This is a genomic window from Streptococcus sp. 1621, assembly GCF_013276615.1.
GTDB lineage: Bacteria > Bacillota > Bacilli > Lactobacillales > Streptococcaceae > Streptococcus.
In genome coordinates this window covers 29,491-51,863 of the sequence record NZ_VMLJ01000033.1, presented here as the reverse complement: position 1 = coordinate 51,863, position 22,373 = coordinate 29,491, and the positions used below count along the sequence as shown (strand labels likewise).

Sequence of the window (22,373 nt, the reverse complement as noted above, 5' to 3'; positions counted from 1 at the left end):
AGATTTCAAAATGATAAAAACGCATAATAGCAGGTGTAGAAACTCTTGCTACTATGCGTTTTATTATGGAAAGACTTATTGGACTTTCGCTCAAGTCGAGTTTTTACTCAATTTCCTTACTTGATTGGGATTGAAATTCCAATTAATTTCTCTGAGTAGAGTGTCTTGATATTGGCTTCATCAATAGAGTCCTTATCAATTTTACGTTTCAAGAAAAATTCTTGAATGGTTTCGATTTCAGGTTCACGAATAGCACGGTGTTTGTTTGAGATGAGGATTTCATAGTGAAGCGGCGCTTGGGTAAAAATAACATCTGTATTCCCCGCAGAATAAACCTCAACAAGGGTTGCATCGGTACTTTCTAGCTGACTTTTTACAAGTTGCGAGTGTGAGTTTGTCGTATTGATAAGCTTCATAATATTTCCTCCGATTTTCTAATTCTATTATAGCACTTTTTGAATAAAGTCGCTTGATTTAGTCAATATTATGCTGTTTTTTCCAAGATTCAATAGCCCATTTATGACTACCACGTTTGAGATTTTCAATAGCCTCATCAATAGGGAACCAGGCAATATGATTAAAGTCTTCTAGTGGTTTTTGAACTTCCTTGAAAGAAGTCGCTTCATAGAGGTAGGCAGGATTGTAGTAGTAGGTATCGCGGTGACGAGAGTAGAAATATTCGTCAGCTTGTCCGTAATAGACACCAATTTCAGCTGTGAATCCAAGCTCTTCAATCAATTCACGTTTTAGGGCTTCCTGATGATTTTCCCCTGCTTCAATTTCGCCACCTGGTAAGAACCAAGCGCCATTAGGCGCTTGAACAAGAACAATTTGTTTTTGTTCAGCGTCTGGAATAACCGCATATACACCGTAACGTGAAACATAGTCTGTATTCGCTTTTTTTTCTCCGAAAGTTGGGTTTGCCATTGCATTTTCCTCACTATCTAGTATCGTTATTATTATCATAATGGACAAAGAGCAAGCTGTCAAGAAATTACAGTTATTTTAGTAAAAAAGAGCAGAAAATTTTCATTTTCTACTCCCTTTCTATAGGATTTATACTTCTTTTTCAGAAGTCTTTACTTCAGCTTTTTTGGCAGATTTAATTTGAATCTTGCCCTTGCTGGTCATAACTGCCTTGAGGTCTTTTTCGCTTGGATTTTCAAGGTAGTAGTCAGTGATTGCGTCCTCAATATAGTCTTGAATAGTGCGGCGAAGTGGGCGTGCTCCCATTTTTGGATCATAACCGAGGTCAACTAACTTTTCCTTGACCTTGTCAGTTACATCTAAATGAATGTTATTGCTAGAGAGGCGCTTGTTAACATCTGCTAGCATGAGCTCGACAATCTGAAGGAGGTTATCTTTGCTGAGAGCCTTAAATTCGATAATACCATCAAAACGGTTCATAAACTCTGGGCTAAAGAAGTTGCCGAGTTCGCCGAGAACAGAGTTGGTACGTCCTTCTCTAGCAGCCCCAAATCCAACGCTGGCTTCTGCCTTACCTGTACCTGCATTTGAGGTCATGATGATGATGGCATCCTTGAAGCTAACGGTGCGCCCTTGCCCATCTGTCAAACGGCCATCGTCCAAGACTTGAAGGAACATATGCATGACATCTGGATGGGCTTTTTCTACTTCATCGAGAAGGATGAGAGAATATGGATTGCGGCGAACTTTTTCAGTTAATTGACCAGCCTCATCATAGCCAACATAACCTGGAGGAGCGCCGACCAACTTAGCCACACTATGTTTTTCCATGTATTCACTCATATCAAAGCGAATCATACTGTCAGCAGAACCAAAGAGTTCGATAGCTAGTTGTTTGGAAAGTTCTGTCTTACCGACACCAGTTGGTCCGACGAAGAGGAAGCTTCCGATTGGGCGGTTAGGTGTACCGAGACCGACACGATTACGGCGAATAGCCTTGGCAATCTTATCGACAGCATCATCTTGTCCAATAACATGAGACTTGAGATCTTCGGCTAGATGGATGAGTTGAGATTGTTCTTTCTCTTTCAAATCACCAACAGGGATATTGGTTTTCTGCTCAATAATGTGCTCAATAGTTTTCTCGCTGATGATAGGAGTATCTTGGTCTGTGACCTTTTTCTTTTGCATTTCTTTATACTTGGCAATCTGGTCGCGGAAATAGGCAGCCTTCTCAAAATCTTCTTCTCGTGTAGCTTGAGATTTGAGATTTTCAGCCTCAATCAAGCGCTGATCAATGACTTTAGGATCCACAAAATTCAAGGTCAAGTTCATCTTAGAACCTGCTTCATCTAGGAGGTCAATGGCCTTGTCAGGTAAGAAGCGGTCTTGAATATAACGATTGGAAAGAGTTGCAGCTGCTTCAATTGCAGCATCGGTATATTGAACGTGGTGATAGTCTTCGTATTTCTTTTGAATTCCTTTGAGGATAATGATTGTTTCGTCCACCGTTGGTTCATCGACTTTGACAGGCTGCATACGACGCTCTAAGGCAGCATCCTTTTCAATGATACGGTATTCATTGAGGGTAGTAGCGCCGACAAGTTGCAGTTCTCCACGAGCAAGGGCTGGCTTGAGGATATTTCCAGCATCCATATTACCATCGCTCGCAGAACCTGCACCGACAATTTCATGGATTTCATCGATAAAGAGGATAATATCCTCACGTTTGCGAATTTCTTCCATGAGTTTTTGCATGCGTTCTTCAAATTGTCCTCGGATACCTGTTCCTTGAACCAAGCTAACCACATCCAAGCGGATGACTTGTTTGCCTTGGAGTTTATGTGGAACATCGCCATCAACGATTTTCTGAGCTAGACCTTCGACAACGGCCGTTTTTCCGACACCTGGTTCACCGATAAGGACAGGATTATTCTTGGTTCTACGATTGAGAATCTCGATGACACGGATAATCTCATCGTCGCGCCCGATAACGGGGTCAATGTCTCCACGACGGGCAATCTCAGTTACGTTGATACCAAATTCTTCTAGCAGGCCTTTTTCTTGGCTTGGGGGCGGAGTTTGAGCAGATCCACGATTTTGGGAACCATAACCGCCGTTTCCACCGTAACCTCCACCTGATTGGGTTGGGGGAATAGGAGGAGTGTTGTTAGAAGGTCTGAAATTGTTTAGGTCGTTGAAGAAATCACCAAAGGGATCGAAATCACGATTGTTCAAATCTGTCATGCCTTTAAAGAGACTGTTATTAGGGTCTGTTTTGATAATCTTATAGCAGTTTTGACAGAGGTCAATTTGTTTTTGTTTTCCATTGAGATTGGTGTAAAGATGAATTGTTGAGTCGTTAATTTTACAGTTTTGACAAAGCATACATCTACCTCATTTCTTTCTTTAGCCTGACCTGTTTAAAGGTCAAAAATAGTCAAATTTCTATACTCTCATTATAACAGGATTGGGGTGTAAAGCAAGTAAAAAGATTGTAGCTTTGAGAAGTTGTTACAATGAAAATCTTCGTGGATTTGGACTATAAAAAAATCCTATTTGTGAGACAAAAAGGATTTTGGTTAGACATGCAGGGTGTAATCCCAGCTTGTTTTGTATTAGTAAAGGAGTTCGTAAATCTCCATTGCAATCAAGTCAATGCTATCAAAAGTATAAGTTTCGCGAGCTTCTACATCACGAAGGGTAAAGATTGATCCGTTTTCTTCGTCGTGGCTGTATGCAACTTCTGCAACAACAACTCCTTCGCGTTCAAAATTACGTTTTAAATTTCCGCCATCGTTTGCCATTGCTTCAAGGCGGTTGATGATTCTAACCAAATGTGATTCCATTTTGATTCTCCTTCATTTCTTATCGTTACTATTTTACCATAAAGGAGGCCAACTTGCCTAGAAAAAACTAAGATTTCTCGCTAATTCTGCTAGTTTAAAGATTTTTAAATAAATTGGATAAAAGATTTGAATTTTAATTCAATACATGTTATAATCATACAGTACTCTATTTTAGAAAGCAGTGTGACTATGAATTTTTCTTTTTTACCTAAGTATTTACCTTATTTTAACTATGGGGCTGTTGTGACGGTTCTCATTTCTATCTGTGTTGTCTTTTTGGGAACTATTTTAGGGGTTGTCTTGGCTTTTGGGCAACGTTCAAAGTTTAAACCGCTTGTTTGGCTGGCCAACTTGTACGTTTGGATTTTCCGCGGGACGCCGATGATGGTTCAGATCATGATTGCCTTTGCTCTAATGCATATCAATGCTCCGACTATTCAGGTTGGGATTTTGGGTGTTGATCTTTCTCGTCTGATTCCAGGGATTTTGATTATCTCTATGAACAGTGGTGCTTATGTTTCTGAGACTGTTCGTGCTGGAATCAATGCGGTTCCAAAAGGTCAGCTAGAAGCGGCTTATTCGCTAGGGATTCGTCCTAAAAATGCGATGCGCTATGTGATTTTGCCACAAGCAATCAAAAATATCTTGCCAGCTTTGGGGAACGAATTTATCACCATTATCAAGGACAGCTCCCTCTTATCAGCTATCGGTGTCATGGAGTTGTGGAACGGGGCTACAACAGTTTCTACAACAACCTATTTACCTTTGACACCACTTTTATTTGCAGCCTTTTATTACTTGATTATGACTTCTATTTTGACAGTAGCCTTGAAAGCTTTTGAAAAACGTATGGGACAAGGAGATAAGAAATAATGACAGAAACCTTGATAAAAATTGAAAATTTACATAAATCATTTGGAAAGAATGAAGTATTGAAGGGCATCAACCTCGAGATTAAAAGAGGAGAAGTTGTCGTTATCATCGGTCCTTCAGGGAGCGGGAAATCTACCTTGCTTCGCTCTATGAATTTATTGGAAGAAGCAACCAAGGGGAAGGTTATCTTTGAGGGAGTCGATATTACGGACAAGAAGAATGACCTGTTTGCTATGCGTGAGAAGATGGGGATGGTTTTCCAACAGTTTAATCTCTTTCCTAATATGACTGTGATGGAAAATATCACCTTGTCACCTATCAAGACCAAAGGTGAGAGCAAGGCAGTTGCTGAGAAGAGAGCCCAAGAACTTTTGGAAAAAGTTGGTTTGCCAGATAAGGCAACTGCTTATCCACAGAGTTTGTCAGGTGGGCAGCAACAGCGGATTGCCATCGCGCGTGGGTTGGCCATGGAACCTGATGTTTTGCTCTTTGACGAGCCAACTTCAGCCTTGGATCCTGAAATGGTAGGTGAGGTATTGGCTGTTATGCAAGACCTTGCCAAATCAGGAATGACCATGGTTATCGTAACACATGAAATGGGATTTGCCCGTGAGGTGGCAGACCGTGTCATCTTTATGGCAGACGGTGTGGTTGTTGAAGATGGAACACCAGAACAGATTTTTGAACAAACCCAAGAACAACGGACTAAGGATTTCTTGAGTAAGGTTTTATAGGTTAGCTTTGTTAAGCTATTTGTAACCAATTTTAAACTTTCAAGACAAGATTAGTGAAAAGCTCGACCAGAGCTTTTTCTTATAGTTTGAAACTATAGGATAGCCTAGGAAAGAAGTGTTAGAGGGGACTAGCGGTTTTTGGTATAATGGAAGATATTTGAAAGAAAAGAGAAGTGATATGACACAGATTATTGATGGGAAAGCTTTAGCGGCCAAATTGCAGGGGCAGTTGGCTGAAAAGACTGCAAAATTAAAGGAAGAAACAGGTCTAGTGCCTGGTTTGGTAGTGATTTTGGTTGGGGACAATCCAGCCAGCCAAGTCTACGTTCGCAACAAGGAGAGGTCAGCTCTTGCAGCTGGTTTCCGTAGCGAAGTAGTGCGAGTTCCAGAGACCATTACTCAAGAGGAATTGTTAGACCTGATTGCTAAATATAATCAGGATCCAGCTTGGCATGGGATTTTGGTTCAGTTGCCATTACCAAAACACATTGATGAAGAGGCGATTCTATTGGCTATTGACCCAGAAAAGGATGTGGATGGTTTCCATCCCTTAAACATGGGGCGTCTCTGGTCTGGTCATCCAGTCATGATTCCTTCGACACCTGCAGGAATTATGGAAATGTTTCATGAATATGGGATTGATTTAGAAGGTAAAAATGCGGTTGTCATCGGTCGTTCAAACATTGTTGGAAAACCCATGGCTCAGCTTCTTTTGGCCAAGAATGCTACAGTGACTTTGACCCATTCACGTACTCATAATCTTGCCAAGGTAGCTGCTAAAGCAGATATTCTTGTAGTAGCAATCGGTCGTGCTAAGTTTGTGACTCCTGATTTTGTGAAACCAGGTGCGGTAGTCATTGACGTTGGGATGAACCGCGATGAAAATGGTAAGCTCTGTGGGGATGTTGATTATGAGGCGGTTGCCCCACTTGCTAGCCACATCACGCCAGTTCCTGGAGGTGTCGGTCCTATGACCATTACTATGCTGATGGAGCAAACCTATCAGGCAGCACTTCGGACATTGGATAGAAAATAAGAGAAAAATCGCTGAAGAGAGTGTATTTTCTATAGCTATATCTGAAATGGCAGAAATGAGTATTAAATTTTAGAAATAAGTTTATAAAAGGAGGTCTGCGCCTCCTTTTTGTTGTATAATGGAGTGAGGTGATTAGATGATTTTAAAAATTTATAATGGGGAATATAGTTTACAATGGGATGGAATATACTACTTAGCACTAATTGATTATCCAAATATTCAAGAGTGGGAATTAGAAAAAATTGCTAAATTTATAGCTTACGAAAAACTTCATAAACGTCAAACAAGTATTGACTGTGCTGATTCTTGTTTAAAAAAAGAAATTTTAGATTACATCTGTCAGCATCCCTTTCTGCCACCATTTACCCCTACAAATAAAATAGTAGCCTCGACTTATGATCTACATAAGAGGTTAGTGACTTCAGACTACTGTAGTCATACTACGACTATAGATGCAGCTATTTCTATCTTTAAAACAGGTCAGCTCTTATCTGCTGTGAAAGCCTTTGGGCGAGATGCTGAGGAGTTGGTTTTGGATAGTAGAAATGCTGCATCGGATCCGATAGATTATTTTGACTATGTCATGTTAGGGTGGTCAAATACAAGTTCTGGTTATCGATTAGCGATGGAGCGTTTATTAGGTCGAGCTCCTTCAGAGAAAGAATTACAAGACAAGTTTATTCCTGGAGTGAGTTTTCATTTTATCTATACAGATTTGATTAAAGTTACTGGTTATATTTTTGATGGCTACCATGTTGCAAAAATTAAGGACATGTTGAATTTATTTAGTGAGTTGTATATTTGTGTTATTCCAACTCATAATAAGAGCCAATTTGAAAATATTATTCCAACTAAAATACAAGATAGGGTGCATTATCTTGACTATGCTGGAGAAGACTTAGAAGAGTGGACTAAGAAAGTCTATCAAGTTGTTTTAAAACAATCAGATAAAGGATAGTTGAGGAAAAAAGGATGAAAGTGATTGATCAAACCTTACTAGAAAAAATTATTATTGAACGTTCTCGTACAAGTCATAAAGGAGACTACGGTCGTCTGCTCTTGCTGGGTGGAACTTATCCTTATGGTGGTGCCATCATCATGGCTGCCTTGGCAGCAGTAAAAAGCGGTGCAGGATTGGTGACTGTTGGAACAGATAGAGAAAATATCCCAGCTTTGCACAGTCATTTACCTGAGGCTATGGCCTTTTCTCTTCAAGACCAGCAATTGTTACAAGAGCAATTGGAGAAGGCAGAAGTTGTCTTGATGGGGCCTGGTTTACGAGACGATGCTTTTGGAGAAGAACTAGTCAAACAGGTCTTTGCTGGCTTAAAAAAGAATCAGATTTTGATTGTAGACGGAGGGGCCTTAACCATCCTTGCTAGGACAAGTTTGTCGTTTCCATCTAACCAGCTTATCCTAACTCCCCACCAAAAAGAATGGGAAAAGTTGTCTGGTATTACGATTGAAAAGCAAAAGGAAGATGCAACGACTAGTACCCTAACTTCCTTCCCTCAAGGAACAATTTTGGTGGAGAAAGGTCCAGCTACTCGTATTTGGCAAGCTGGCCAATCTGATTATTACCAGTTACAGGTTGGCGGTCCCTATCAGGCGACTGGGGGAATGGGAGATACGCTTGCTGGGATGATTGCAGGATTTGCAGGCCAATTCCGACAGGCCAGTCTCTACGAACGTGTGACAGTAGCGACCCATCTTCATTCAGCTATTGCCCAAGAACTAGCTCAAGAACATTATGTGGTCTTGCCAACGGAGATTAGTAATTGTCTTCCTAAAGTAATGAAAAGATATGTCTAAAATAGTTAGACAAAAAATGTTGATAATTTGTATCATTATTCTTAAATTACAAAAAACGAACGTTTAGCATTCTTCTCACTGAGAAACTAAATTTGTTCGTTTTCTTACTCTTATAAATCTATTTTTGTTAGAGTTTATTTGGTTTATATCCGTACTTAAAGTGATTTGTCAGAACTCTACTTTTATTAAAAAAATTCAATTTCAAGGATAAATAAGCAGTATTCTAAAGGTATTTTTAGATGAAATAAAAGCCTTTACATGGTATAATAGAGGTAGCTCTTTAATGGAGGTGTTTGAGTGGAAAATCTGAAGAAAATGGCAGGTATCAAGGCTGCTGAGTTTGTCAAGGATGGCATGGTCGTTGGACTTGGAACAGGCTCGACTGCCTATTATTTTGTCGAAGAAATCGGTCGTCGTATCAAGGAAGAAGGATTGCAGATTATAGCTGTAACGACTTCTAGTGTGACCACTAAACAGGCAGAAGGCCTTAATATCCCACTCAAATCTATTGACCAAGTAGACTTTGTCGATGTGACGGTTGATGGTGCAGATGAAGTGGATAGTCAGTTTAACGGAATCAAAGGCGGTGGTGGTGCCCTTCTCATGGAGAAGGTGGTTGCAACACCATCTAAAGAATACATTTGGGTAGTTGATGAAAGCAAGCTGGTCGAGAAACTAGGTGCTTTTAAATTGCCAGTAGAAGTGGTTCAGTATGGTGCAGAGCAGGTCTTTCGTCATTTTGAACGAGCTGGCTACAAACCAAGTTTCCGTGAAAAAGATGGCCAACGTTTTGTGACGGATATGCAGAATTTTATCATCGATCTTGCCTTGGATGTCATTGAAGATCCAATTGCTTTCGGACAAGAATTGGACCATGTCGTTGGTGTCGTAGAGCACGGTTTATTCAACCAAATGGTGGATAAGGTCATTGTTGCTGGACGAGATGGGGTTCAGATTTTAACCTCAAGAAAAGAAAAATAGAAGGGGGCATAAGATGTCTAAATTTAATCGTATTCATTTGGTGGTACTGGATTCTGTAGGAATCGGTGCAGCACCAGATGCTAATAACTTTGTCAATGCAGGGGTTCCAGATGGAGCTTCTGACACACTGGGACACATTTCAAAAACAGTTGGTTTGAATGTCCCAAATATGGCTAAAATAGGTCTTGGAAATATTCCTCGTGAAACTCCTCTTAAGACTGTACCGGCAGAAAGCAATCCAACTGGATATGCAACAAAATTGGAAGAAGTATCCCTTGGTAAGGATACCATGACTGGGCACTGGGAAATCATGGGACTCAACATTACTGAGCCTTTCGATACTTTCTGGAATGGATTCCCAGAAGAAATCTTGACAAAAATCGAAGAATTTTCAGGACGTAAGGTCATTCGTGAAGCCAACAAACCTTACTCAGGAACAGCCGTTATCGATGATTTTGGACCACGTCAGATGGAAACTGGAGAGTTGATTATCTATACTTCAGCTGATCCTGTTTTGCAAATTGCTGCCCACGAAGATATTATTCCTTTGGACGAATTGTACCGTATCTGTGAATACGCTCGTTCAATTACCCTTGAGCGCCCTGCCCTTCTAGGTCGTATCATTGCTCGCCCTTATGTAGGTGAACCAGGCAACTTCACTCGTACAGCCAACCGTCGTGACTTAGCCGTTTCTCCATTTGCACCGACTGTTTTGGATAAATTGAATGAAGCTGGTATCGATACTTATGCTGTTGGTAAAATCAATGATATATTTAACGGTGCTGGTATTAACCATGACATGGGCCACAACAAGTCAAACAGCCATGGAATTGATACACTATTGAAGACCATGGGCCTTGCTGAATTTGAAAAAGGATTCTCATTCACAAACTTGGTTGACTTTGATGCCCTTTACGGCCACCGTCGTAATGCTCATGGTTATCGTGATTGCTTGCATGAGTTTGATGAACGCTTGCCTGAAATTATCGCAGCCATGAGAGAGGATGACCTTCTTTTGATTACTGCTGACCATGGAAATGACCCAACCTATGCAGGAACAGACCACACTCGTGAATATATTCCACTTTTGGCTTACAGTCCTGCCTTTAAAGGAAATGGTTTGATTCCAGTAGGACATTTTGCAGATATTTCAGCGACTGTTGCAGATAACTTTGGTGTTGAAACAGCCATGATTGGGGAAAGTTTCTTAGATAAATTGGTATAAAATGACGCACTATGCTTTGCTGGTGAGGGGTATTAATGTTGGTGGCAAGAATAAGGTCGTCATGGCGGAGCTTCGTCAAGAACTGACAGAATTGGAACTGGAAAAGGTTGAAAGCTACATCAACAGTGGCAATATTTTCTTTACTTCGGCAGACTCAAAATCCCAATTGATTGAAAAATTAGAGACTTTCTTTGCAGTCCATTATCCATTTATTCAGAGTTTTTCCCTAATGAGTCAAGAAGACTATGAAGCAGAAGTGGAAAATCTCCCAGCTTGGTGGAGCGAAGACTTGGAACGAAAAGACGTCCTATTTTACACTGAGGGTTTGGATGTGGATCAAGTCATCGAGAAAGTAGACAGTTTAAAACTGGAAGATGAAGTTCTTCATTTTGGAAAACTTGGTATTTTCTGGGGGAAATTTTCTGAAGAAACCTACTCTAAAACTGCCTATCACAAGGATCTGCTCAAGATGCCTTTCTATCGCCACATTACCATTCGCAATGCTAAAACTTTTGACAAAATCGGTCAAATGCTAAAAACTAAAAAAGGAGACACACAATGACATTTTTAGATAAAATCAATGAAACAGCTGCCTTCCTGAAAGAAAAGGGAATCCAAGCGCCTGAGTTCGGTCTAATCCTTGGGTCAGGACTTGGAGAATTGGCAGAAGAAATCGAAAATCCAGTTGTAGTAGATTATGCTGATATTCCAAACTGGGGCCGTTCAACAGTAGTTGGCCACGCTGGTAAATTGGTATATGGGGAACTTGCAGGTCGCAAGGTCTTGGCTCTTCAAGGTCGCTTCCATTTCTACGAAGGCAATCCTCTGGAAGTCGTGACTTTCCCAGTTCGTGTCATGAAAGTCCTCGGATGTGAAGGTGTCATTGTAACCAATGCGGCTGGTGGTATCGGATTTGGTCCTGGTACTTTGATGGCTATCTCAGACCATATCAATATGACAGGACAAAACCCATTGATAGGTGAAAACTTGGATGACTTTGGTCCTCGTTTTCCAGATATGTCTAAGGCCTACACACCAGAATACCGTGCTACTGCCCATGAAGTAGCTAAAAAACTGGGTATCAAGCTTGATGAAGGTGTCTATATCGGTGTAACTGGTCCAACTTATGAAACACCAGCAGAGATTCGTGCCTATAAGACACTGGGAGCAGATGCAGTTGGTATGTCTACTGTTCCTGAAGTGATCGTGGCAGCCCACTCTGGCTTGAAAGTTCTAGGAATTTCATGTATTACTAACTTTGCGGCTGGTTTCCAAGAAGAACTCAATCACGAAGAAGTTGTAGAAGTAACCGAACGTGTCAAAGGTGATTTCAAAGGCTTGCTTAAAGCTATTCTTGCAGAATTGTAAGAAAAAAGATTTAAAAGGGGGAATGCCTCTTTCCTTTCATGGTTGACTATTCGGAATAAAGAAGAAACATAGGTAGACTATGGGGTTCTTCCTACTCTTGTACCTGAAAGAGTCTGACAGTTAGCATTGTGAAAGACAAGATTCTAGGATACTAGCATTAGCTTCCTACCAAGCAGACTAGGATGATAAGGAAAGATAAGAATGAATTTATACTCAATGAAAATCAAAGAGCAAACTAGGAAGTTAGCCGCAGGTTGCTCAAAACACAGTTTTGAGGTTGTAGATAAGACTGACGAAGTCAGTGACCATATCTACGGTAAGGCGACGCTGACGTGGTTTGAAGAGATTTTCGAAGAGTATTACTTTCTGAATTTCTCAACCTTGTCTTATATAGGGGACAAGGAGATTTAGTTTGAGTCTGCTTATAAATAAACGAAAAGAAAGATAAGAAATAATGAAAATTGGTCAACGAATTATGCGCTTTGGCATAAAAAAATTAAGTATCGGAGTTGTATCTGTTGCAGTCGGCTTCGCATTTCTAGCTCCAGCTGGAATTTCAGCCAATGAAGTAAAACAAGATGTAACATCTGAAGTGGCAACAAGAGTGCCAGATTCTAAGGAGGAATTGAGAGAGCCGGAAAATGTTGCTCCAAAACTAGAAACTCCTCTTAGAGAGGAGCCAAGACTAGCTCCTCAACCGCTTCCGGAAGCAAGTGAAGTTCTTGAAAACAAAAGGGAAGAGTCAAAAGTAGAGATGACAGAGCCAGCTCAAGACTCACCTGTTCATGCTCCTGTAGAAGAAACTAAAGAAGAAGTTGTGACAGAAAAACCAACAAATACTCGTTCTCTAACCGCAGAAGATTTGGTGAAGATTTCCAAAGGGGAATTGCATTTAGAAAATGATTTGATTGATGAATCTCTCTATGGTGAAAAAGTTCTTGATTTGGAAGGGGATGATGACCAAGATGGCATCAAAAACAAAGATGAACTTTATGTTTACAACAAAGATGGTAAGGATTATCTAGGATATAACAGTCATCCCTTGCTAGCAGACAGTGATGGGGATGGTTTGGCAGATGGAGAAGATGACAATAAGAAAGAATGGTATGTCACAGATCGTGATTCTCTTCTCTTTATGGAGTTAGCCTATCGAGACGATGATTATATTGAGAAAATTTTAGATCATAAGAATCCTTTCCCTAGTCTCTATCTTGACCGTCAAGAATACAAACTCATGCACAATGAATTGGCTCCTTTCTGGAAAATGAAAAAAGCCTACCATACAGATAGTGGTTTGGATGCTTTCTTATTTGAGACCAAGAGCGACCTTCCTTATCTCAAAGATGGAACGGTGCACATGTTGGCTATTCGTGGAACGCGAGTTAATGACGCCAAGGACTTAAGTGCAGATTTGGTTTTATTAGGTGGAAATAAACCAGCTCAAGCAGATGATATCCGCAAGGTTGTTGGGGAATTAGCCAAGGATAAAAGTATTACCAAGTTGTATATGACAGGTCATTCTCTTGGAGGCTACCTAGCTCAGATTGCAGCGGTTGAAGCTTACCAAAAATATACTGACTTTTATAACCATGTATTGAGGAAAGTGACGACTTTCAGTGCGCCTAAAGTGATTACTTCCAGAACTGTTTGGAATGCTAAGAATGGTTTCTGGGATGTTGGTTTGGAAAGCCGTAAATTAGCTGTTAGTGGAAAAATTAAGCATTATGTAGTTGATAATGATAATGTTGTGACTCCATTGATTCATAATGATCGTGATATTGTTACATTTACAGGTAATTCACGCTTTAAACACCGTTCTCGTGGCTATTTTGAAAGTCGAATGAATGATATTCCTAACTTTAATATTGGTAAACGAGCTACCTTGGATAAACATGGTTATCGTGATCCGAAATTGGATAAAGTGCGATTCTTTAAGAAACAGGCTCTGCCTCAATCTTCTAGTCAACCAAGCGCTGAACCAATGGAAAATATTGCCTTAGGAAAACAGGTTACTCAAAGTTCGACAGCTTTCGGAGGAGATGCTAGAAGAGCTGTGGATGGCAAAGTTGATGGTAACTATGGTCACAATTCTGTCACTCATACCAACTTCCAATCCAAGCCTTGGTGGCAAGTAGATTTGGCTAAAGAAGAAACCATTCGCCAAATCAATATTTACAACCGAACAGACACTGCCCAGGATAGATTGGCAAACTTTGATGTCATTCTGTTAGATAGTTTTGGTAAAGAAATTGAGAGAAAACGCATAACATCTCTTAAAGATGTATCAGCACAAATTGCGATTAACCATAAAAAAGCGCGCTATGTTCGAATTGAGCTAGAAGGCTATAATGCCCTCAGTCTTGCAGAAGTCCAAGTATATCGTGCTGAGAATATCGCTTGGAAAAAACAAGCCAAGCAAAGTTCTACTGATTTTGGAGGAGATGCTAGTCGTGCCTTGGATGGTAATACCAATAGTAGTTATAGCCAGCAATCAATTACCCATACAAAATTTGAAAACCAGCCTTGGTGGGAAGTTGATTTAGGTCGTACAGAACAGGTAGGACTTGTTCGCCTTCATAACCGTGGGGATGGAGAACTTTCTAAACGTCTGTCAGACTTTGATGTGATTTTATATGATGAAAAAGGGAAAGAAGTTGCTAGACAGTATGTTTCTAAACTTGACGGAACGAGCTTGGATGTTCAATTAAATGGGAAATTGGGACGCCGTGTTCGTGTGCAACTACGTAAGAACAATCAAGCCCTCAGTCTTGCAGAAGTAGAAGTTTTCCGCTTTATAGCTACGAATGGTGAGACGGCGACACAAATTTCTAAGCCAGTTCAACCAATCAGTCAAACTCCTGCAAAAGACAAAACATTGACAATTCAACATAGTGGAGCTTACATTGCTCGCTACTCTATAACTTGGGAAGAAGTTACAGTAGATAAAGATGGAAACCAAGTTGTTCGTAGTCGTTCTTGGGAAGGAAACGGTCGCAACCAGACTGCAGGTTTTGTCCTCAACCTCCCAATCAAAGAAAATATGAGAAATCTGCGAATTAAGATTGAGAAAAAGACAGGTCTACTATGGAATAGATGGCAAACAATCTATGAAAACAGACCAATTTTAGCTCAACCCCACCGTAAAATTACCCATTGGGGAACAACATTAAATTCTAAGATTTCTGATGACGATGTCTTGTAATCTGATGATACAATGACAGTTAGATGATTTAGTTCATAAGAGAAGTACTACCTGAGCTTGAATAGAACTCAGGTAGCTCTCTGTGAAAGAAAAAAATAAAACAGAAAGGTAGAGCGCGTGTTCTAATTTGAACACGAGCAGAAATTCGTACCTATAAGATGCTTGGAACAGATGTGGTCGGAATGTCAACTGCTCCTGAAGTTATTGTTGTAGCCTACTCGGGTTTGAAACTTCTAGGAATTTTATGTATTACTAACTATACTACTGGTTTCAAAGAAGAGATTAACCACGAAGAGGTTATAGAAGTGACTGAGTGTGTTAAAGGTGATTTTAAAGGCTTACTTAAAGCCGTTTTTGCTGAATTATTACTATGTTAAAAGAATTGAGGAGTATTTTTCTACATTATCTTTTAAAGATAATAGAGGAGATAGCTTTTGGTCAATCAGAGCATCAAACTGTATTCTTGACAGATGGAGTTTCCTCGTCGCGGATAGGATTAAGTTTAATAATCGTGGGTGCCAGCTCATCCTTGGTCTGGTATTTCTTGCAAAAAAAATCACAGATTTTTTCCATTAAAGCGCAGATGAAGGATGAGACTTCACAATACAAACTTCATTTTTTAAAACAGCTATTTCATTCAATTTGGCAGATTATTGCAGTTGTAGGGGGAGCACCTATTGGTAAAGAAGCTGCGCCACGAGAGATTGGGACTCTATTTGCAGGACCAATTGGAAAAATATGTTCTCTCTCTCTAAGAAGGATCAAATTTTTCTCCTTGCTTGTGGTGCTGGTGCTGGTTTAGCAGCTGTCTATCAGGTTCCATTAACAAGTGTCTTCTTTGTTTTTGAAACTCTAGGAATTGCTCTATCTATTAAACGAGTTGTCTTAGTCGGTTTGACTACCTATGTCTCAACCTATACAGCAGGCTTGGTTATTTCAGATCAGGCTCTCTACCAGATTCCAGCCATCGCATGGTCATTAAAGGAAATGTGGATTATTCCCTTGCTACTTCTTTTCTTAACCCCACTAGCTTGGTTTTTTGGTTGCTTAAGTAAAGAAGTGTCTTCAAACAGGATAAAAGATAAACGAGTACTTCTCACATTGCCTACAGCTTTTCTTTTTCTTGCTGGGTTGGCAAGTTATTTTCCACATCTACTTGGAAATGGACGTATGATGGCTCAGGAAGTATTGAATGCTAGCAATGGTAAAACAGTATTCCTCTTGTTTATCCTAAAAGCACTGGTCGTTCTTATTACTCTGTGGGCAGGGACCTATGGTGGTACTCTTACGCCATCTTTTGCCTTGGGGATGGCTGGAGCTGCTCTCTTTGGAATGATTCTAGGTGGGGATAACCAGCCAAGCATTTTGCTTTTGGGATCGGTTTGCTTTTTGTCTGTGACCTTGAGGGCTCCCTGGTCTGCAACTGGATTAGTAATAGGGTTCACTGGGCTAGCTTTAGATTCTCTTCCGTATCTCTTAGTAACAGCTGTTTTAGCCTATGAATTTGCAAAAATATTAGACCGTTTTTCTTGGGCTAACATACTGTGTCAGAAGTCAAAGAATAAAGAATAGAGTAATAAGATAGAGAACGATCGTTTCTTCTAATCAAAGATTTATCTTAAAAGATTAAAAACTATTGTCAATTTATCAATAACTGTTTGAAATAAAAAAGAAGTAGGCTTATCGGAGTCATGATTGAATCCGATTTTTCCTAGCTATGAAATATAAAAAAAGAAAGGTAGAGCGAGATGTTCTGATTTGAACACGAGCGGAGAACTTTTCTAAAAACTTAGAGAGGGTAGTTTGGTTTTGAATTGAACCCGTGCTATTCTCCTATTTGTCATCAAAATTAAGAAAGAAAGGAATTGAACCCACCCTAAAAGCAGTGGGAAAAAGATAGTTGGTCTAACGAGCATCGCTCACTGAACCCAACTCCTATTTTCCCTTTGCTTTTTGACGGGTTTGGTATCTTTCTGATTATAAATTTTAGAATAAAGAAAGGATGGGTTAACTGTATTCATTGAACTGAATACGGGCGGAGAACTGTGTAAAAAAGATAAACTGTCTAGCATCTGCGATGCGTCGTCAGTTTCCTATTTTTACTTTGTTCTCTGTCGCCCTTTATATCTTAACTATGTCTATCCATATTGCTGCTCAGCAGGGTAAAATTGCTGATAAAATTCTTCTTCCTGGGGATCCTCTTCGTGCTAAGTTTATTGCGGAGAATTTCCTTGAAGATGCTGTTTGTTTTAACGAAGTACGTAACATGTTGGGTTATACTGGTACTTACAAGGGTCACCGTGTATCTGTCATGGGAACTGGGATGGGTATGCCCTCTATTTCGATTTATGCGAGTGAGTTGATTGTTGACTACGGTGTGAAGAAATTGATTCGTGTTGGAACTGCGGGTTCTTTGAATGAAGATGTACACGTTCGTGAATTGGTTTTGGCGCAAGCAGCTGCAACTAATTCAAACATCGTCCGTAATGACTGGCCACAGTATGATTTCCCACAAATCGCTAGCTTTGACTTGCTGGACAAGGCCTACCATATCGCCAAAGAACTTGGTATGACAACCCACGTTGGGAACGTTTTGTCATCTGATGTCTTTTACTCAAACTACTTTGAAAAGAATATCGAGCTTGGTAAATGGGGAGTTAAGGCTGTGGAAATGGAAGCGGCAGCTCTTTACTATTTGGCGGCTCAGCACCATGTTGATGCTCTTGCTATCATGACCATCTCTGATAGTTTGGTTAATCCAGACGAAGACACAACTGCAGAAGAACGCCAAAATACCTTCACCGATATGATGAAGGTTGGTTTGGCAACCTTGATTGCAGAATAATTATAGCCAAAAAAGGAAGCCCTTCTTTATGAATTGGAGGACTTCCTTTTCTTATCCAGAAATTGATCTAGTTCTTTCTGATTTCGAAGAATAGTGACTTTATGTGAGTATTCTTGGCAAAGTTTTTGGTAATTCTCTTTTTGAGCTTTAGTCCGCCCATCCCAGAGAATCCAACGAATAAATTCCCAGTTGAATTGCTCGGGGCATCCCTTAGCCATACTTTCTCTGACTTTTCCTCGGTATTTAAGATAACGCTTAAAGGCCCGAAAGAGACAGGTAAATGGTGAAAAATTGAGAAAGATGATTTGGTCAGATTCCTGCATTCTTTCCTCATAGAAACACCAAGAATAATTACCATCGATGACCCAAGCTTCATGCTTGGTGAGAAAATTTTTCATCTCGGTTAACATCCAATCACGGTCACTGTCTTGCCAACCAGGTTGAAATTGGAGTGTGTCCATGTGAAGTTTTGGGATGGAGTAGTAGAGAGATAACTTTTCAGCTAGCGTTGACTTACCAGCACCAGAATATCCGATAATTGCGATTTTCATTTTCTACCCTTTCCTATTTGGAGACAAAAAAACAGCCTCTATGGACTGTTTCTTATTTAGCAAGTTTAGCTGAAAGACGAGCTTTATCGCGGCTTGCTTTGTTTTTGTGAATCAAACCTTTAGTTTCTGCTTTATCGATAGCTGAGCTAGCAGCACGGAAAAGTTCTTCAGATGGGTTTGCTTCGAAAGCTTTGATAGCAGTACGCATAGCTGATTTTTGAGCTGAGTTCTTTTCGTTTTGTTTAACGTTCAATTCAGCGCGTTTGATAGCTGATTTAATGTTTGCCAATGTTCTTACCTCCATATTTACTAACTATACCATTATATCTGAAAACTTACGTTTTGACAAGGGAAAATTACTTTTTTAAGTAAATTTCATCGATTTCATGGTTCTTACTTTTATGTAGAATCACTTCCGCACGATTTCTGGTTGGTTCAATATAATTTTGTAGATTTGTGAGATTGATACTGGTCCAGACCTGATGGGCAAAGGACTCCACTTCCCCAATCGGCATTTGTGTAAAACGATAATAGTAGCTATTAGGGTCATTTTGGGCTAGGCTCAGCATTTTCAAGAAACGGTCCAGATACCAACTCTCGATGTCATCGACTGCAGCATCAACATAGATGGAAAAGTCAAAGAAGTCAGTAATGTAGAGACGCTCGTTTTGTGGATTTTGAAAGACATTGATTCCTTCAACAATCACAAAATCAGCAGCTTTGACGCTTTGCTTTTCCTCGGGTACGATGTCGTAGACTTCATGAGAATAGACAGGAATATCTACATCTTGTCCATTTTTGATGCGGTCCAAGAAGTTGAGAAGAGCTTCCATATCATAGCTTTCAGGAAATCCTTTACGATTTAAAATCCCCTGCTCAATCAAGGTCTGGTTGGGATAGAGAAAGCCATCAGTTGTAACCAACTCAACACTAGCATCAGTTACAGTTCTAGAAAGCAGGATTTGAAGTAGGCGACTGGTTGTGGATTTTCCAACGGCAACACTCCCAGAAACCCCAATAATAAAAGGCTGAGATTTACTTTCACGTTGGAGGAAAATTCCTTTTGAAAAGGCTAAATCTTCCTTAGTTCGCTTGTAAATCTGAATCAGATGAGCCAAGGGGAGATAGATATCTGTAACGTCTTGAAGACTGATTTGGTCATTAAAACTCTTGATAGATTCCAATTCTTCTTCTGTCAAAGGAGGTGTTGTCTTTCGATGTAAAGATTGCCAAGTCTGGCGGCTGATTTTTTCAAAATGTAAAAATTCGTTGGTCATTTGTTTTCCCCTAGATATTTTGTCTATCATACCATAAAAAGCTAAAAAAATAAAGCGGTTTCTTGAATGTGGTAAGTCAATAGTATATAATATAAGTAGATAGAGGATGAACAATTTATTGATGAAGTAGGAGCTGCTTTATAGCTGACTTATCAGCTATAAAGGGGGCTTTGGGGTTTATAACTTATAGGAGGTGTACTATGAAAATCTTGAAACCTTACCTATTGGAACTCTGTTTTATTTTAAGTTTTGCCTTACCTTTTATAAAAGGAGTCAATGCGGATAATGGTAGACGCTTTGTGGAAATCTATTACGGTTTTACTTTTTTGATGGAGCATGCCATTATAACAACTGTCTTTATCTGTTCGCTCTTGATTGCTTGGCTACTCAAAAAACGGTGGACGAAACGACTTGCTGCTGGAAGTTATCTATTTTTGATTTTGTGGATTGCGACAGAGGGTTATTTCTTCCGCATGTCGATAGAAGATTTGCTACGACTTTGGACAAGTTCAGAAATCTTGACACAAACTTATCAGTTGGGTTTTTATTTAAACATTTTGTTGGGAATCCTATTGATAGTGAAATATTTAAAAGTAAAGAAATAGCGCTGACAATGCGTCTGATGATAGACAATAAACTTTGTGTTATGTGTTTTATCGTGGCAATGATAACTGTAGTCCTAGATGAAATACAATTTGCTTATAAAAGTTGAAAGAGATTGAAGGGGAGCTATTGTAAAGCAACTTCCTTCAATCTTTTTGTCTCATTCTGGATATGTAAACGATTTACAATTTAAGTCAAATTATGGTAAAATAGTTTCATGAGTAAAATGTATTATGCAGAAAATCCTGACGCTGCTCACGATATTCATGAGTTGAGAGTAGAATTGTTGGGAGAAAAAATGACCTTTTTGACGGATGCAGGTGTTTTTAGCAAAAAGATGGTTGATTTTGGAAGTCAACTCTTGCTCAAGTGTCTTGAGGTCAACCAAGGAGAGACAGTCCTAGATGTAGGCTGTGGTTACGGTCCATTAGGATTGTCCTTGGTCAAGGTTTACGGAGTTCAGGCGACCATGGTTGATATCAATAATCGTGCCTTGGATTTGGCGCGACAAAATGCTGAACGAAATAAAGTAGAAGCGACGATTTTCCAGTCCAACATCTATGAACAAGTTGAAGGGAATTTTGACCACGTCATTTCTAATCCTCCTATCCGTGCAGGAAAGCAAGTGGTTCATGAAATCATTGAGAAAAGTAAAGATTTCTTGGAAATTGGTGGTGATTTGACAATCGTCATCCAGAAGAAACAAGGGGCTCCAAGTGCTAAGTCTAAGATGGAAGATGTGTTTGGAAATTGTGAAATCCTTAAAAAAGACAAGGGATACTATATCCTTAGAAGTGTGAAAGAATGAGAGCAGTTGATTTAATCCAAAAAAAACGAGACGGTCAAGAACTGACTTCGAGTGAAATTGAATGGTTAGTTGAAGGCTATGTGTCAGGAACGGTTCCTGATTATCAGATGTCTGCCTTTGCTATGGCTGTCTATTTCAAAGGAATGACGACTCGTGAAATTTCTGATTTAACGATGAATATGGTTAAGACTGGGCAAGAGTTTGACCTGTCTGTCATTGATGGTGTGAAAGTTGACAAGCATTCTACGGGTGGTGTTGGTGATAAGGTGACCTTGATTTTGGCTCCTCTTGTTGCTAGCTTTGGTGTGCCTGTGGCAAAAATGAGTGGTCGTGGTCTCGGCCATACTGGTGGAACAATTGATAAATTGGAGTCCATTAAGGGCTATCAAGTCGAGCGCAGTCAAGAAGATTTCATTCGTCAGGTTCAGGATATTGGAGTATCTGTCATTGGGCAATCAGACCAGCTGGTCAAAGCTGATAAGCTTCTCTACGCCCTCCGTGATGTGACCGCAACTGTCGACACGATTCCTTTGATTGCGAGTTCGGTGATGAGCAAGAAAATTGCGGCAGGGGCGGATGCTATTTTGCTAGACGTGACTGTCGGTGAGGGTGCCTTCATGAAGACGGTTGATGAGGCGCGTGAATTGGCTCAAACCATGGTGGAACTTGGTAAGGCTGTTGGACGGAAGACAGTAGCAGTGATTACGGATATGAGCCAGCCTTTGGGACGAGCGATTGGAAATCGTCTGGAGATTCTTGAAGCATTGGAGATTTTACAAGGGCAAGGCCGTCAGGATATTACCCACTTCATCTGTGAATTGGCTCAAATTATGCTTGGCCTGGCAAATATAAATAAGACAGTTGAAGAAGTTCGCCAACATCTTGAAAATCGTCAAGCGCTGGCTAAGTTTGAGGAGATGGTCCAAGCCCAAGGTGGAGACTTGGAGGACCTCTATCGCCCAGTCAATGTTGCCCATGTGGTGGAAATCCCTGCTCAGGAAACGGGTGTCATTTCTGCTCTTCCGGCTATGGAATTTGGGCTTTATGCTATGAGACTGGGAGCTGGTCGTGCAGTCAAGTCTGATGCCTTGGACTATGAGACAGGAATTGTTTTTGAAAAGAAAGTTGGAGATTCCGTTCAAAAGGGAGAAATTGTTGCAAAAGTATACACAAATGGAAAAATTTCTCCTCAGCTAGTTACAGATTTTCAAAAATATGTTAAAATAAATGATAGGGTGCAAAGTTTACGAGAAATTATAGAAATTATCTCATAAACAGCAGG

Annotated in this window: 22 protein-coding genes and 2 pseudogenes; 17 read left to right on the top strand and 7 right to left on the bottom strand. The window is 40.1% G+C overall.

From position 1 onward, the window contains the following. Nucleotides 1-116: 116 nt before the first annotated feature. The 4 genes from HT697_RS07440 to HT697_RS07425 all read right to left on the bottom strand — a co-directional run bounded on the left by HT697_RS07440 (nt 117) and on the right by HT697_RS07425 (nt 3,776). Nucleotides 117-416, bottom strand: a complete 300-nt coding sequence (locus HT697_RS07440; protein ID WP_000767194.1) for a DUF1827 family protein — start codon at nt 414-416, stop codon at nt 117-119. Between the two features lie 58 nt (nt 417-474). Beyond that, complete coding sequence (locus tag HT697_RS07435; protein WP_173262748.1) at nt 475-927, bottom strand: NUDIX hydrolase; 453 nt, start codon at nt 925-927, stop codon at nt 475-477. A 129-nt stretch (nt 928-1,056) separates the two neighbouring features. Beyond that, a complete protein-coding gene (locus tag HT697_RS07430; protein WP_173262746.1) occupies nt 1,057-3,315 on the bottom strand; it encodes an ATP-dependent Clp protease ATP-binding subunit in 2,259 nt (752 codons plus the stop codon). A 230-nt stretch (nt 3,316-3,545) separates the two neighbouring features. After that, entirely contained in the window at nt 3,546-3,776 is a 231-nt protein-coding gene (locus HT697_RS07425) for a DUF1797 family protein (RefSeq protein ID WP_000443574.1), read from the bottom strand. A gap of 189 nt (nt 3,777-3,965) precedes the next feature. Here HT697_RS07425 and HT697_RS07420 point away from each other — a divergent pair, with 189 nt between their 5' ends. The 14 genes and pseudogenes from HT697_RS07420 (at nt 3,966) to deoD (ending at nt 17,852) form a co-directional block, all read left to right on the top strand. Further along, on the top strand, nt 3,966-4,649 hold the full coding sequence (locus HT697_RS07420; protein ID WP_001011642.1) for an amino acid ABC transporter permease: 684 nt from the start codon (nt 3,966-3,968) through the stop codon (nt 4,647-4,649). Further along, entirely contained in the window at nt 4,649-5,383 is a 735-nt protein-coding gene (locus HT697_RS07415) for an amino acid ABC transporter ATP-binding protein (protein WP_000140955.1), read from the top strand. The genes HT697_RS07420 and HT697_RS07415 overlap by 1 nt, the downstream gene beginning before the upstream one ends. 178 nt (nt 5,384-5,561) lie before the next feature. Then, complete coding sequence (locus tag HT697_RS07410) at nt 5,562-6,419, top strand: bifunctional methylenetetrahydrofolate dehydrogenase/methenyltetrahydrofolate cyclohydrolase (protein WP_050142755.1); 858 nt, start codon at nt 5,562-5,564, stop codon at nt 6,417-6,419. Nucleotides 6,420-6,555: 136 nt separating this feature from the next. Beyond that, on the top strand, nt 6,556-7,377 hold the full coding sequence (locus tag HT697_RS07405) for a phosphate ABC transporter ATPase (RefSeq protein WP_173213679.1): 822 nt from the start codon (nt 6,556-6,558) through the stop codon (nt 7,375-7,377). A gap of 14 nt (nt 7,378-7,391) precedes the next feature. After that, on the top strand, nt 7,392-8,231 hold the full coding sequence (locus tag HT697_RS07400; RefSeq protein WP_173262743.1) for an NAD(P)H-hydrate dehydratase: 840 nt from the start codon (nt 7,392-7,394) through the stop codon (nt 8,229-8,231). Between the two features lie 297 nt (nt 8,232-8,528). After that, nucleotides 8,529-9,212, top strand: a complete 684-nt coding sequence (gene rpiA, locus HT697_RS07395) for a ribose-5-phosphate isomerase RpiA (RefSeq protein ID WP_173213674.1) — start codon at nt 8,529-8,531, stop codon at nt 9,210-9,212. Between the two features lie 13 nt (nt 9,213-9,225). Further along, nucleotides 9,226-10,437, top strand: coding sequence for a phosphopentomutase (locus HT697_RS07390; RefSeq protein ID WP_173228683.1), 1,212 nt, complete (start codon nt 9,226-9,228; stop codon nt 10,435-10,437). Nucleotide 10,438: 1 nt separating this feature from the next. Beyond that, a complete protein-coding gene (locus HT697_RS07385; RefSeq protein ID WP_173213672.1) occupies nt 10,439-10,999 on the top strand; it encodes a DUF1697 domain-containing protein in 561 nt (186 codons plus the stop codon). Beyond that, a complete protein-coding gene (locus tag HT697_RS07380; protein WP_138702284.1) occupies nt 10,996-11,805 on the top strand; it encodes a purine-nucleoside phosphorylase in 810 nt (269 codons plus the stop codon). The genes HT697_RS07385 and HT697_RS07380 overlap by 4 nt, the downstream gene beginning before the upstream one ends. A gap of 201 nt (nt 11,806-12,006) precedes the next feature. Then, complete coding sequence (locus HT697_RS10375) at nt 12,007-12,216, top strand: hypothetical protein (protein ID WP_240148104.1); 210 nt, start codon at nt 12,007-12,009, stop codon at nt 12,214-12,216. Between the two features lie 43 nt (nt 12,217-12,259). Beyond that, a complete protein-coding gene (locus HT697_RS10475; RefSeq protein WP_173213670.1) occupies nt 12,260-15,007 on the top strand; it encodes a thiol-activated cytolysin C-terminal domain-containing protein in 2,748 nt (915 codons plus the stop codon). Between the two features lie 131 nt (nt 15,008-15,138). Next, a pseudogene (locus tag HT697_RS07365) lies at nt 15,139-15,384 on the top strand (purine-nucleoside phosphorylase); the annotation flags it as partial. A gap of 14 nt (nt 15,385-15,398) precedes the next feature. After that, nucleotides 15,399-16,579: pseudogene (locus tag HT697_RS07360) on the top strand (chloride channel protein); the annotation flags it as partial. A 562-nt stretch (nt 16,580-17,141) separates the two neighbouring features. Then, complete coding sequence (deoD, locus tag HT697_RS07355) at nt 17,142-17,852, top strand: purine-nucleoside phosphorylase (RefSeq protein ID WP_173217591.1); 711 nt, start codon at nt 17,142-17,144, stop codon at nt 17,850-17,852. A gap of 26 nt (nt 17,853-17,878) precedes the next feature. Here deoD and HT697_RS07350 read toward each other — a convergent pair whose 3' ends face one another. The 3 genes from HT697_RS07350 to coaA form a co-directional block, all read right to left on the bottom strand. Then, on the bottom strand, nt 17,879-18,403 hold the full coding sequence (locus HT697_RS07350) for a DNA topology modulation protein (RefSeq protein ID WP_173217589.1): 525 nt from the start codon (nt 18,401-18,403) through the stop codon (nt 17,879-17,881). Between the two features lie 52 nt (nt 18,404-18,455). Next, nucleotides 18,456-18,692: a 30S ribosomal protein S20 gene (gene rpsT / locus HT697_RS07345; protein ID WP_001274000.1), complete on the bottom strand. Its 237-nt coding sequence runs from the start codon at nt 18,690-18,692 to the stop codon at nt 18,456-18,458. Between the two features lie 67 nt (nt 18,693-18,759). Then, nucleotides 18,760-19,680, bottom strand: a complete 921-nt coding sequence (coaA, locus tag HT697_RS07340; RefSeq protein WP_173217587.1) for a type I pantothenate kinase — start codon at nt 19,678-19,680, stop codon at nt 18,760-18,762. A gap of 200 nt (nt 19,681-19,880) precedes the next feature. Between coaA and HT697_RS07335 the strand changes: the two genes are divergently transcribed. From HT697_RS07335 to HT697_RS07325, 3 genes are all read left to right on the top strand, one after another. Then, nucleotides 19,881-20,285 (top strand): hypothetical protein, encoded by a 405-nt coding sequence (locus HT697_RS07335; protein ID WP_173217585.1) that lies wholly within the window; start codon nt 19,881-19,883, stop codon nt 20,283-20,285. A 215-nt stretch (nt 20,286-20,500) separates the two neighbouring features. Beyond that, on the top strand, nt 20,501-21,091 hold the full coding sequence (locus HT697_RS07330) for a class I SAM-dependent methyltransferase (RefSeq protein ID WP_319946291.1): 591 nt from the start codon (nt 20,501-20,503) through the stop codon (nt 21,089-21,091). After that, nucleotides 21,088-22,365 carry a pyrimidine-nucleoside phosphorylase gene (locus HT697_RS07325; RefSeq protein WP_173217583.1) on the top strand — a complete coding sequence of 426 codons (1,278 nt, stop codon included), beginning with the start codon at nt 21,088-21,090 and terminating at the stop codon, nt 22,363-22,365. The genes HT697_RS07330 and HT697_RS07325 overlap by 4 nt, the downstream gene beginning before the upstream one ends. The last annotated feature ends 8 nt before the right edge of the window (nt 22,366-22,373 follow it).